Consider the following 12157-nt stretch of genomic DNA (forward strand, 5'->3'; position numbering starts at 1 on the left):
TAAAATATTAAACTTTAGTTTATAAACGAATTTAAAATGATGATATATAGTATTAAAATAACTTAAATTTAACAGATAAAGAATGAGTTAAAGAAACTATAGGAGTGGTCTTCTAGTGGATAACGATAAAAAACAAGTCATACCACGCAGTCAATATCGCCGTAAAAGACGTGAGTACTTTCATAACGAAGAGCGAGAAGAGCGCATTAGACGCGAGAAAATAGAGAAGGAGAATCAAGCTAAAAGAGAACAGCATCAAACTAAAGTTAATGAGGAACGTGTTAAAGATAATTTGAGAAAAGCAAGAATAGAAAAACTGACTCAAGAGGAAATACATCAACAACGTGATGATAAAAGTTATAAACAAAATAATCAAATGAGTAAATCAAAAGACGACGATAATAAAATTGGAGAAGAAAGTTTACATGATGTTCGAGTTTTAAGTGACACCTCCACATTACCGCATCAAAGTAAGTCAAAACGGTTGAATGATAATCAATCAAAGGAAAATCAATATCATAATAAAGTAATTGAATCCTCAGAAAATAAGTCAATAAAAGAGCATGATAATACTTCTGGAAACGAAAGTAAACAACATACTAAATTGACTTCAAAGGACTCCATGTTAGGTGTAAATTCTAATCATACTGAGCAAGATTCAAGAGGTACACAACCATATTCTTCAAAACATAGCTATTCACAACCAGAAGATAAAGACAACGATAATACTCACCAAGCGCAATTTCTTAAAAAAGAAGGCGAACAAGGTAGCAGAGCCGAAAATATTAAAAAAATTAATGAATTTAAACAATTAGTAATAGCTTTCTTTAAAGAACACTGGCCTAAAATGTTAATTATTATAGGTATTATAGTATTACTTTTAATATTAAATGCCATATTCACTACAGTTAATAAAAATGATCATACAAATGATAGTGCATTTAACGGTACAACTAAAGATGAAACAACAGCGATGAAAATTGCTAAAAACTCTGTTAAGTCAGTTGTAACAGTCGAGAATGATTTGTCTAATGACACGACTGTGTCTGATAACAAAAATGAATCTGATAATGAGATAGGTTCAGGTGTCGTCTACAAAAAAGTGGGCGACTCTATTTATATTTTTACTAATGCACACGTCGTTGGTAATCAAGAAAAACAAAAAGTAACATATGGTAATGATAAATCTGTGACAGGTAAGGTGATTGGTAAAGATAAATGGTCTGATTTAGCAGTTGTAAAAGCTAAAGTTGCTGACGAAAATATTAAACCAATGACTATGGGGGATTCTAATAATATTAAATTGGCTGAACCTATTTTAGTTATAGGAAATCCTCTAGGCACAGACTTTAAAGGAAGTGTTTCTCAAGGTATTGTGTCTGGACTCAATCGTCATGTACCTGTTGACATTGATAAAAATGATAACTATGATGCTCTGATGAAAGCTTTTCAAATTGATGCGCCTGTGAACCCGGGAAATTCAGGTGGTGCTGTAGTCGATAGAGATGGTAGACTCATAGGTATAGTTTCTTTAAAAATTGATATGCATAATGTAGAAGGAATGGCTTTTGCGATACCTATTAATGATGTACGTAAGATTGCGAAAGAATTAGAGCATAAAGGTAAAGTGAACTATCCAAATACTGAAATCAAAATCAAAAATGTTGGTGATCTTGACGATTCTGAACGTAATGCAATCAACTTACCAACTAAAGTGAATCATGGTGTATTAATCGGTGAAGTGAAAGAAAATGGTTTAGGAGACAAGTCAGGTTTAAAAAAAGGTGATGTAATAGTAGAATTAGATGGTAAGAAGATTGAAGATAACTTACGATATAGACAAGTCATATACAGTCATTATGATGATCAGAAAACAATCACTGCTAAAATTTATCGAAATGGTGCGGAGAAAAATATTAAAATCAAATTGAAATAAATGTTGAGGTGAAAATCATGTCAGTTTTAAGTCAGCTGCTTAAAAAATCTAGCCCTCAACAAGGGATTATACTCTATTATCTATTTGCCATAGTCGTTGCATTTTTATTATTAAATTTGCCATATGTCCATAAGCAAGGGGTTGAGGTTAATCCAATTGATACACTTTTTGTAGCTGTATCAGGTATTAGTGTTACGGGATTATCACCAATTACTATAGTCGACACATATTCAACCTTTGGTCAAATTATCATACTTATTATTTTGAACATCGGTGGTATAGGTGTTATGGCTATTGGAACCATGCTTTGGGTTGTTTTAGGCAAACATATTGGAATTAGAGAGCGACAACTCATTATGTTAGATAATAATAGAGATACTATGAGTGGAACGGTTAAAATAATTTTAGAAATTGTAAGAACAATTTTTATTATTGAGTTTATAGGTGCACTCTTACTCGCGTTTTACTTTTATCGGGATAATCCTGATTTAAAAAACGCATTAATGCAAGGCGTCTTTGTCTCAGTATCTGCTACGACTAACGGTGGCCTTGATATTACTGGTGAATCTTTAGTTCCCTATGCAAAAGACTATTTTGTACAAACAATAGTAATGTTCTTAATTGTGTTAGGATCTATAGGCTTTCCAGTTTTGTTGGAGTTAAAAGCATATATTAAGAATCGAGTAACTAATTTTAGATTCTCATTATTCACAAAAATAACGACAACAACGTACTTATTCTTATTTTTATTCGGCGTTATTGTTGTATTAATATTAGAACATAGCAATGCATTTAAAGGATTGAGTTGGCATCAATCACTATTTTATGCATTGTTCCAATCATCAACGACCAGAAGTGCAGGTTTGCAAACGATAGATGTGTCACATTTCAGCGACGCAACAAATATTGTAATGGGATTATTGATGTTTATAGGATCATCTCCTAGTTCTGTAGGAGGCGGAATTAGAACAACAACATTTGCTATTTTAATTTTGTTTGTTATTAACTTTAATAATACTGGTGACAAAACAGGTATTAAAATTTTCAACAGAGAAGTACATATTATGGATGTACAAAGATCATTTGCCGTATTTACTATGGCGTCATTAATTACATTTATTAGCATGATTATTATATCTGCCACTGAACAAGGCAAGTTGTCCTTTCTACAAATTTTCTTTGAAGTAATGTCTGCGTTTGGTACATGTGGTTTAAGCTTAGGTGTGACAAGCGATATCAACGATATTACCAAGGTTGTATTAATGATATTAATGTTTATAGGTCGTGTAGGCCTCATTTCATTCATCATTATGTTAGCTGGACGTAAAGAACCCGAAAAATATAGCTATCCTAAAGAACGTATACAAATTGGATAATCATTACACTATTAGCAAAGGCATACATACACCTTTGCTAATAGTTTTTTTATTTGGAATGATATCAATGCGATAATAGTTTTATAACATTTAATGAATGGTACATGTTACACTAAATTTAAGGAGAGGAGTGGCTCTATGGAAAAAAATGAAAATAAAATAGTTGATGTGATTGCAACTTCTGATATGCATAGTCACTTCTTAAATGGTGACTATGGCTCAAATATTTATCGAGCTGGTACTTATGTTAATGAAGCTCGAAAAAATAATGAAAATGTCATATTACTAGATAGTGGGGGAAGTTTGGCGGGATCACTTGCAGCATTCTATTACGCCGTTGTAGCACCATATAAACGTCATCCTATGATTAAGTTGATGAATGCAATGCACTATGATGCTAGTGGAATTAGCCCTAATGAATTTAAATTTGGATTATCTTTTTTGACACGTTCAGTTGCACTCTCAAGGTTTCCCTGGCTATCAGCAAATATAGAGTATACTGTTACTAGAGAGCCATATTTTTCTACGCCTTATACAATCAAAATGTATTCAGATTTGAAAATTGCTATCGTAGGTTTAACCTCAGATGGATTAATGAAGAACGAGTACGCAGAAATGGAAGAAGATGTCTGTATTGAGAAGACTTTGATTTCAGCTAAACGTTGGATTAGATACATACATGAAGTTGAAGAGCCAGACTTCCTTATTGTTATTTATCATGGTGGGTTAAATAAAATAAGTAGTACCAATAAAAGAAATGAAAAAAATGTAAATGAAGCTGAAAAAATTATGGAAGAACTTGGTGTTATTGATGTAATTATTACCGCTCATCAACATCAAACAGTTGTTGGAAAAGATCATGAAACTATATATGTTCAAGCAGGTCAAAATGCTGAGGAATTAGTACATCTTTCAATTAAATTTAAGAAACGGACAACTTCTTATGAAATTGAGCACATCGATTCAAAAGTTATAGACTTAAATGATTACCATGAAGATGAACAATTATTGAAAGAAACATATTATGACCGTAAGGCAGTTAAACACTGGGCAAATTCAGTTGTTTCAAACAAAAACAATGGCTTAACAGTTCAATGTATTGAAGATATTATTTGTAAGCCGCATCCTTTTACTCAGTTATTACATGATGCAATTCGATTAGCCTATAATTACGATATTTCTTGTGTGCATATACCTAAGAATGGTGAAGAAGGGTTAAAAGGAACTATAAGAAATAGAGATATATACGATGCATATCCTCATCCAGATAAACCTATAGATATCACTGTCAAAGGTAAAAATATCAAAGATATACTTGAATACAGTTATGCGCATATTGATTTTAATAAGCGACAATTAAGTATGACAATGATAGATGAAACGTTATTTACAGTTTGGCAAGGGTTTGATTATTGTATAGACATGTCACAATCACCGTTTAATAGAGTGAAATTAAATGGTCTAAATGAAGAAGATTCGTATAGAATAACAATGACTGATTATTGTTATAGAAACTACAAAATGTATTTACAAGAAGCTATCGTTCACGACACATATTCGGAAACGATGGGTGGATTGATTAGAAAAAATTTAAAATGTGACACGTATTCTGTGAAATTAAACCATAATTTTAAAGTTTATTAATCTTCCTCGTACTATTTATAACGGTGTATGTGTCACTTTTTCTTTAATTAATTTAAAAAAGCATTTCTTAGCTCAAATTCATGAGTCTAAGAAATGCTTTTTTTATCCGTGGAATATCAATAATAAAATGATAGCCACAATTTGACCAATTGTAGTCGTAGCAATACGTCTCGTATATTCATAGCTAAGAGATAAAATGAATTGAGCTACAAAAATAAAGAATACAATCCACCAATTATCTAAGTATATAAATAATGAACTTGAACATATTGCAACAATTAAAATGCTAGCCCATTTCGGTAAGTTATATTTTATTAATTCCTTTTGTAAAACAGTTCTCATATATAGTTCATGACAAGGTATCACAAATAATAAAGTAACGAGCATTTGCCATTTAAAGTAGACACCCGTTCGTGATAATTCTTTGATTAAAGATGCGTATGATAATTCTGATGAAATAAGTGAAAAAATCAATTGTATAATAATGAGTGCGACACTCGTTATTATACCCATGCCTATGGAAGTTAATAATCGTTTGGATGCAATGTCTCTTTGGTAAAAAACATAACTTATTCCAGCTATTAACATAATGCCAGTATATAAATACCAGTATTCCTGATGTTCTCCCCACATCACAAATAATATTGCGTGAAAGATGATGAAGCTTATAACAAACCAAATCAAAGCTTTAGAAACATTTTTCATTTTAATTAACCTTCTTGATCAACGATTTTGTATCGCTTATGATTGATAACTGTCTTTTCCGGTAAATCTAATTCATTAAAATTATCCATAATAGTTAAATCTACAATAACAGAGTTATCATTAATCTTCTCGACACGGCCTCTTAAACCGTCATAAAATTCTACTATATTACCTACTTCTGCAACAGTCATTACGAGTCCTCCCTTAAATCATAGCTAGATTATATTGTACTAAAATTTACTTGACAAATAAACTAATTTCTATGAAAAAGAAGTGAACTAAAAGAAAATTATAAAATATCATTCATAAATGAGTAAAAGAGTGGAATTTTTCTTATAAATCATTCATAACTAGGGTAAGGGCATATAGAGAGACTTATTTAAGGAGAGAATGTTATGAAATTTATTAGCAACAATAATATTAATGATCCTTCCCTCAATTTAGCAATGGAAGAGTATGTTCTTAAAAATTTACCTTCTGAAGAAAGTTATTTTTTATTTTATATTAACAGACCTTCAATTATTGTTGGAAAGAATCAGAATACAATTGAAGAAGTTAACCAATCGTATATTGATAAACATCAAATTGATGTAGTAAGACGTATTTCTGGAGGTGGGGCTGTCTATCATGATACTGGAAATTTAAATTTTAGCTTTATCACAGATGATGATGGTCATAGCTTTCATAATTTTAAAAAGTTTACGATGCCCATTGTACAGGCCTTACAATCAATGGGAGTTAATGCTGAAATGACTGGACGGAATGATATACAAGTAGGGCAAGCTAAAATATCTGGAAATGCTATGGTTAAAGTAAAAAATAGAATGTTTAGTCACGGTACATTAATGCTAAATTGTGATTTAAATGAAGTTCAAAATGCATTAAAAGTGAATCCAGCTAAAATTAAATCTAAAGGCGTTAAATCTGTTAGAAAAAGAGTTGCCAATATTGAAGAATTTCTAGAACAGCCAATAGATATAGAAGAATTCAAACAAATTATTCTTAAAACTATTTTTGGTGAAAATGAAGTTGAAGAATATGTACTAACAGAAGAAGATTGGAAGAATATTAAGCAATTAAGTAATGAAAAGTATCGTACGTGGGAATGGAATTATGGCAGCAACCCAAAATATAATATTGAGCGTGAAGAGAAATTTGAGAAAGGTTTTATTCAAATAAAATTAGATGTAAAAAAAGGAAGAATTGAACGGGCAAAACTATTTGGAGATTTCTTCGGCGAAGGTGATGTAACCGAACTTGAACATGCGTTAGTAGGTTGTTTACATGATTTTGAACATATAGAAGAGGCACTTCAAAATTATGATTTCTATCACTACTTTGGGGATATAGATAAGTATGAAATTATAAGATTGATGTCCTAAGTATGATAAAAAGGTCTATTCTCAACTTGTTTTAAAGTAGGGAATAGACCTTTTATGAAGAGTGACTCGAGTCTAATTTATTCACTTAAAAATGCCTCCAATTGTTTAAATTCGTTAGTATATTGAATAAAATCGTTCTCGTTTTTATTGATGAGCGCTTCATCAATTAACAGTTTAAGTTTAGCTTTTCTTGCATTTCTGAGTGCTTCTTCAATGACGAGTTCAACGCCTAAATCGTTCACTGTCATTACAAAATCTTCTAATGTAGTGTACTTGACCTCAGTATTGTGATTCATAAAGACCACGACCTTTCAATTATTTAATATATAAGTATTATACTGATTTTAAATTTTGAAATCAATGAATATTCTGACATTTTAAAAGAAATATGTGTAAAAAGAAAATAAAAGTAGAACTTGACTTTATTTTGAGCTCGGATAAAATATTATTAGGTTATTATTTTTTAGTTTTAATAACCATCTAAGTAATTGAATAAAGTGAGGTTTTTTAATGACACATTTACCCGAAACGATTTATGTTATACGAAAAGGTGATATGGTAATACGACCTAAATATGATGAATATCAGCAGACAAATGGTACTGAGATTATCAGATTTGATCAAACCCGCAAAGAAAGTCCATTTAAAGTACAGAGAATTATCGAAAGATCATGTAAGTTTTATGGCAATAATTATATTAGTAAAAAAGCAGAAACGAATCGTATTACTGGAATTTCTAGTAAACCACCTATTTTACTTACACCTCTTTTTCCTACTTACTTTTTTCCAACTCACTCGGACCGTCAAGAAGAAAATATATGGATTAATATGCATTATATTGAAAATGTTAAAGAACTTAAAAATCGTAAGAGTAAAATAATTTTTGCGAATGGTGATTCTTTAACACTCAATGTATCATTTCATAGTTTGTGGCATCAATATACGAATGCAATCATCTATTATTACATGGTAGATAAGCAATCACGAATGAAATCTAACAATCCTGAACAACCTATTGACTATAATCAGTCCTCCTTAAATATTTTCGAGGCGCTTTCACGCTACTCTCTTTTTGAAGAAAATTAGCTTTTTTCCCAAACTATTGATTTTAAAAATTGATGACAGTGTTTCAATTTAAAATATGCGGGACGTTAATATTAAATAAGTGTAAATGTTCCGTATATTTTTTTAATATAACTCTTGAAAAATTCAACAAGATTGATATAATAATACTTGTGCTTGATAGAGATAGTTTACTTATTATTTATCCGCAGTAGCTCAGTGGTAGAGCTATCGGCTGTTAACCGATCGGTCGTAGGTTCGAATCCTACCTGCGGAGCCATGTGGAAACGTACTCAAGTTGGCTGAAGAGGCGCCCCTGCTAAGGGTGTAGGTCGCGAGAGCGGCGCGAGGGTTCGAATCCCTCCGTTTCCGTTATTTGTTTATACCTCGTTAAATCCCGTAAAACAAAACGTTGATTTGACGGGGTTTTGTTATATCTTGTTATCTATCGTTAAACCTTGTAAGTTAAACTAAACGTTCCTCTATATTGTTAAATTGATAAAAACGCCCCCGCAATATTAAATTACGTTTCCGTTCATTAATAAAAATCAGTTTAATTCTGATTAACTAAATTACGCTAGAACGTTGATATATCAGCGTTCTTTTTTATTTTGTTGAAAATCTGTAAAAGTCTATTTTAAATATTTTGATTAATGCGTAGTCAATATTGATTAAATTAAAGACAAGTTGTCTGGTTCGTTGAGCACTTAAAAATATATTATACTATCGGGCATTGCAACTTCTTCACCTTTTAATACTTCTAATAAATGACTATAAACACGCCAAGTAATTTCAATATTTGCATGACCTAGTCTTTTCTGTAATGACGCTTATAATGGTTTAAATCCATTATAAGCGATATTTTTTGCTCTCGGCAGAGCACATGTATTAATGACTTATTGAAAATAAGTCTTGTCTGTTAGACTTTTAATTATAAAATACACGCAAAACCTTTATGTATAGGAGCGATTTTAATATGTCTTATTCGATTATCAAAGTAGAAAAATTTAATTATGAAAATGAAGATATAGACCATTCAAAAAAACATCTAAATTATGATTTGATAAATGACTAAAAACAAAATTTTAATGATTTGATTGATGAAAAAATTGAGCGGAACTATACAGGCAAAAGAAAAATTAGAAAAGACGCAGTAAAACATATAGACGGTATGATTACATCAGATAATAAATTTTTTAGTAATCAGACACTAGCAAATAAAAAAATTTTTTGAACAGGTTAAAGAATTTTTAGAACAAGAATACGGGAAAGATAATTTGTTATACGCAAAGCTTCATATGGACAAACGCCTCACGTGCACTTTGAAATTGTACCAATTACAGAAGATGGACGATTAAGTGCTAAAGATGTTGTAGGTAATAAAAAAGCATTAGCAAGCTTTCAAGATAAATTTAATGAGTATGTAAATGAACGTGGTTATGAATTAGAAAGAGGAACTTCAATAGAATTAACAAATAGACAACACAATCAAGTTAATAGTTATAAACAAAAAACAGAATATCATAAGAAAGAATATGAACGTGAGGGATAAAATTTAGCCCGTATAAAACAAAATAACGAAGAATTGATACAATAAGACTACTTAAAATCACTAGAAACGCTTAGAAAGTCTTTGAACGATCCATATGAGGTTGAAACAGAAAAAGTAGGCGGTTTGTTTGATAAAGAATTACAAGAGACTGCGAATGTTGTTATAAACAAAGATGAATTTAATCAGTTTCAAGAGTAATAAAAATAGCACAAAGAATTATGGAGGATTACGAATGTATAAAATCTGTAAGCGCCTTAGAAGATAAAGAGAAGGAAATACGAGAGAAAGATGATTTATTAAATAAAGCAGTTGAGTGTATTGAAAATATAGACGATAATTTCAACCGACTTTACGAAATGGCAAAGCCATTTAAAGAGAATGTAGAAATAGTGTTAAAGCTTTTAAAAATCTTACTAAAAGAGCTAGAAAGAGTTTTATGAAGAAACACATTTGAGGAAAGAGTTAATAAGTTAACAGAAGATGAACCAAAACTAAATGGGTTAGCAGGACACTTAGATAAACAAATGAACCCAGAATTCTATTCAGAGCTAGAACAAATACAAGAACAAAAGAATCAAAAACGGATAGAGGTATGCATTTATAACATGCACATATAGTTGATTAAAATTCTGAATTTTGTTAATATTACGATAAATAAAAAGCAGTGTTTTCAAAAGAGATAAGGAAAGAGTTAAAACCTTTAATAAAAAAGAACAATTATAATAACGTGATTGCGTTATTATTTGATTGGTTTGTTATTTTTAGTAGTATTTTAATTTCTGTAACTTTTAATAACATTTTGATCTATCTTGTAGCTATTATATTAATTGGTAGTAGAATGAGAGCATTTGATAATTTAATGCATGAAGCTTGTCATCGATCTTTATTTACAAATAAGTTTTGGAATAAATGGATAGCTTGTTTATTCGTTGCATTTTCAGTATTTACTAGTTATACAGCATATTGTAATTCACATTTTCAACATCATAGAAATTTATGGGATGAAGAGAATGATCCTGACACTAAAAGATATAGATTGGTTGGTTTAGATAAGCCACAGAAGAGTACAAAAATGTTTGTAAAGAATCACATAGTAAAAGTTCTCTTGTTATTTCATGTACCTAAATACATAGTCGGTACTGTATCAGCTAACCTATATACTAAAGAGGTTCCAAAATCTGAAATTTGGGTTAAAAATATTTTCTGGATTGCTATTATTACTTCATCAGTTATTTTTAATTTTTGGCTGTATCTTATATTGTATTGGCTAATTCCAATTTTAACAACGTTTCAGATTATAAGATATTGGGCAGAAATGGCAGAACATTCAGGTTTAAATAATAAAAGTGAGTTAACTGCTAGTAGGAATACTTTTGGTATGCCATGGACTATTTTTATTTTTCACCCACATCATGATAATTATCATTTAGTTCATCATTTATTCCCGGCTATACCTCACTATAATTTAAAAAGGCACATGAAATTTTGATGAAAGATACAGCATATCGAAATGCTCATCATTGTACTGGCTTTTTTAAAACTACATTGCCTGGCTTTTATAGTGTAGTTAAAGATATTTGTACACCGAACTATGAAAGGAAAGAGAGTTAGAATATGTTGCAACCTTTGATACATGGACTATTATTAGCTTTAGGTTTAATTTTACCTTTAGGGGCTCAAAATGTATTTGTATTTAATCAAGGAGCTAACCAAAAAAAAATTAGTAAAGCATTACCTGTAATTATAACAGCCGGACTGTGTGATACTTTTTTAATTGTAATAGCTATTTTAGGAGTATCTTTAATACTTATATCTATGCCAACTTTACAACTTTTTATTTACATCATCGGGTTTTTGTTTTTGATGTATATGGCATGGTCTTTATGGACAGAAAAGCCTTCAAATATCGAAGAAATAGAACCTATGCCAGCTAAAAAGCAGATTTTATTTGCTTTATCTGTTTCTTTATTAAATCCTCATGCAATAATGGATACTGTTGGTGTCATTGGAACGAGTGCTTCAGTTTATGATGGTTATGACAAAGTCGTTTTTTCATTGGCTACAATTTCTGTATCTTGGATTTGGTTTGTCTTTTTAGCTATTTTAGGAAGAATTACAGGAAAAATTGATAAAAGTGGTAAGTATATCGTTATTTTAAATAAAGTTTCAAGCGTTATTGTTATTATTGTAGGATTAATTATATTAAAAAATATTATTGGAATTTTAAGTTAGAGCTAAGGCAAACTGATGGATGTACATAACACGTAAAGCACTGTTCAAAATAGGGCAGTGCTTTACGTGTTATAATGTATCTGTTTTATTTTTAAAACTATGATATTCAACTTTTGCGTGTTTTTCTTCATTTGCTCTGTCGAACTCCTCAAATTCTACAAGCAAATGTCTATGTTTATTATCATCACCACGTAAAAGTATTAACGATAATACTGAAAGTTTCTCCACACTGCAATATTTTCATCAAGATTTAAATCTTGATGAAAGT

General features: G+C 30.5%; 12 protein-coding genes, 2 tRNA genes and 2 pseudogenes. 12 read left to right on the plus strand and 4 right to left on the minus strand.

Translation table 11 applies throughout. From position 1 onward, the window contains the following. The first annotated feature begins 115 nt into the window (after positions 1-115). The 3 genes from ACVBFA_RS08500 to ACVBFA_RS08510 all read left to right on the plus strand — a co-directional run bounded on the left by ACVBFA_RS08500 (position 116) and on the right by ACVBFA_RS08510 (position 4956). Positions 116-1936: a S1C family serine protease gene (locus ACVBFA_RS08500; protein ID WP_002487202.1), complete on the plus strand. Its 1821-nt coding sequence runs from the start codon at positions 116-118 to the stop codon at positions 1934-1936. 17 nt (positions 1937-1953) lie between these two features. Beyond that, the gene (locus tag ACVBFA_RS08505) at positions 1954-3312 is read left to right on the plus strand and encodes a TrkH family potassium uptake protein (protein ID WP_002487201.1); all 1359 of its coding nucleotides are present in this window, start codon (positions 1954-1956) and stop codon (positions 3310-3312) included. Positions 3313-3450: 138 nt separating this feature from the next. Next, positions 3451-4956, plus strand: coding sequence for a bifunctional metallophosphatase/5'-nucleotidase (locus ACVBFA_RS08510; RefSeq protein ID WP_164539705.1), 1506 nt, complete (start codon positions 3451-3453; stop codon positions 4954-4956). Positions 4957-5058: 102 nt separating this feature from the next. On the opposite strand, the gene ACVBFA_RS08515 is transcribed toward ACVBFA_RS08510, so the two are convergent. Both ACVBFA_RS08515 and ACVBFA_RS08520 read right to left on the minus strand, forming a co-directional pair. After that, entirely contained in the window at positions 5059-5661 is a 603-nt protein-coding gene (locus ACVBFA_RS08515; protein WP_001829312.1) for a CPBP family glutamic-type intramembrane protease, read from the minus strand. Between the two features lie 5 nt (positions 5662-5666). Beyond that, positions 5667-5852: a YkvS family protein gene (locus tag ACVBFA_RS08520; protein WP_001829339.1), complete on the minus strand. Its 186-nt coding sequence runs from the start codon at positions 5850-5852 to the stop codon at positions 5667-5669. Positions 5853-6056: 204 nt separating this feature from the next. Between ACVBFA_RS08520 and ACVBFA_RS08525 the strand changes: the two genes are divergently transcribed. After that, on the plus strand, positions 6057-7043 hold the full coding sequence (locus ACVBFA_RS08525; RefSeq protein WP_002487182.1) for a lipoate--protein ligase: 987 nt from the start codon (positions 6057-6059) through the stop codon (positions 7041-7043). A 77-nt stretch (positions 7044-7120) separates the two neighbouring features. On the opposite strand, the gene ACVBFA_RS08530 is transcribed toward ACVBFA_RS08525, so the two are convergent. Beyond that, a complete protein-coding gene (locus tag ACVBFA_RS08530; RefSeq protein WP_001829292.1) occupies positions 7121-7339 on the minus strand; it encodes an IDEAL domain-containing protein in 219 nt (72 codons plus the stop codon). 214 nt (positions 7340-7553) lie between these two features. On the opposite strand from ACVBFA_RS08530, the gene ACVBFA_RS08535 reads away from it, so the two are divergent. The 8 genes and pseudogenes from ACVBFA_RS08535 to ACVBFA_RS08570 all read left to right on the plus strand — a co-directional run bounded on the left by ACVBFA_RS08535 (position 7554) and on the right by ACVBFA_RS08570 (position 11889). Continuing rightward, positions 7554-8129: a competence protein ComK gene (locus tag ACVBFA_RS08535; protein ID WP_001829272.1), complete on the plus strand. Its 576-nt coding sequence runs from the start codon at positions 7554-7556 to the stop codon at positions 8127-8129. 181 nt (positions 8130-8310) lie between these two features. After that, positions 8311-8385, plus strand: a tRNA-Asn gene (locus ACVBFA_RS08540). Between the two features lie 3 nt (positions 8386-8388). Next, positions 8389-8477, plus strand: a tRNA-Ser gene (locus ACVBFA_RS08545). Positions 8478-9198: 721 nt separating this feature from the next. After that, positions 9199-9657 (plus strand): annotated as a pseudogene (gene mobV, locus ACVBFA_RS08550) (MobV family relaxase). 81 nt (positions 9658-9738) lie between these two features. After that, positions 9739-9855, plus strand: coding sequence for a hypothetical protein (locus tag ACVBFA_RS08555; RefSeq protein WP_002458042.1), 117 nt, complete (start codon positions 9739-9741; stop codon positions 9853-9855). 20 nt (positions 9856-9875) lie between these two features. Further along, positions 9876-10097: a hypothetical protein gene (locus tag ACVBFA_RS08560; protein ID WP_002446125.1), complete on the plus strand. Its 222-nt coding sequence runs from the start codon at positions 9876-9878 to the stop codon at positions 10095-10097. Between the two features lie 224 nt (positions 10098-10321). Continuing rightward, a pseudogene (locus tag ACVBFA_RS08565) lies at positions 10322-11268 on the plus strand (fatty acid desaturase). A gap of 3 nt (positions 11269-11271) precedes the next feature. After that, a complete protein-coding gene (locus tag ACVBFA_RS08570) occupies positions 11272-11889 on the plus strand; it encodes a LysE/ArgO family amino acid transporter (protein WP_099606836.1) in 618 nt (205 codons plus the stop codon). Between the two features lie 69 nt (positions 11890-11958). On the opposite strand, the gene ACVBFA_RS08575 is transcribed toward ACVBFA_RS08570, so the two are convergent. After that, positions 11959-12117 (minus strand): replication/maintenance protein RepL, encoded by a 159-nt coding sequence (locus ACVBFA_RS08575; RefSeq protein WP_002446129.1) that lies wholly within the window; start codon positions 12115-12117, stop codon positions 11959-11961. Positions 12118-12157: the final 40 nt, after the last annotated feature.

The sequence above is a fragment of the Staphylococcus sp. MSU001 genome, assembly GCF_052976705.1.

What these genes read in the sequence shown, in the direction of transcription:
- ACVBFA_RS08520 (WP_001829339.1), bottom strand. Translation starts at nt 5,852, where the DNA reads ATGACTGTTGCAGAAGTAGGTAATATAGTAGAATTTTATGACGGTTTA.
- ACVBFA_RS08535 (WP_001829272.1), top strand. Translation starts at nt 7,554, where the DNA reads ATGACACATTTACCCGAAACGATTTATGTTATACGAAAAGGTGATATG.
- ACVBFA_RS08560 (WP_002446125.1), top strand. Translation starts at nt 9,876, where the DNA reads ATGGAGGATTACGAATGTATAAAATCTGTAAGCGCCTTAGAAGATAAA.
- ACVBFA_RS08530 (WP_001829292.1), bottom strand. Translation starts at nt 7,339, where the DNA reads ATGAATCACAATACTGAGGTCAAGTACACTACATTAGAAGATTTTGTA.
- ACVBFA_RS08505 (WP_002487201.1), top strand. Translation starts at nt 1,954, where the DNA reads ATGTCAGTTTTAAGTCAGCTGCTTAAAAAATCTAGCCCTCAACAAGGG.
- ACVBFA_RS08510 (WP_164539705.1), top strand. Translation starts at nt 3,451, where the DNA reads ATGGAAAAAAATGAAAATAAAATAGTTGATGTGATTGCAACTTCTGAT.
- ACVBFA_RS08525 (WP_002487182.1), top strand. Translation starts at nt 6,057, where the DNA reads ATGAAATTTATTAGCAACAATAATATTAATGATCCTTCCCTCAATTTA.
- ACVBFA_RS08570 (WP_099606836.1), top strand. Translation starts at nt 11,272, where the DNA reads ATGTTGCAACCTTTGATACATGGACTATTATTAGCTTTAGGTTTAATT.
- ACVBFA_RS08515 (WP_001829312.1), bottom strand. Translation starts at nt 5,661, where the DNA reads ATGAAAAATGTTTCTAAAGCTTTGATTTGGTTTGTTATAAGCTTCATC.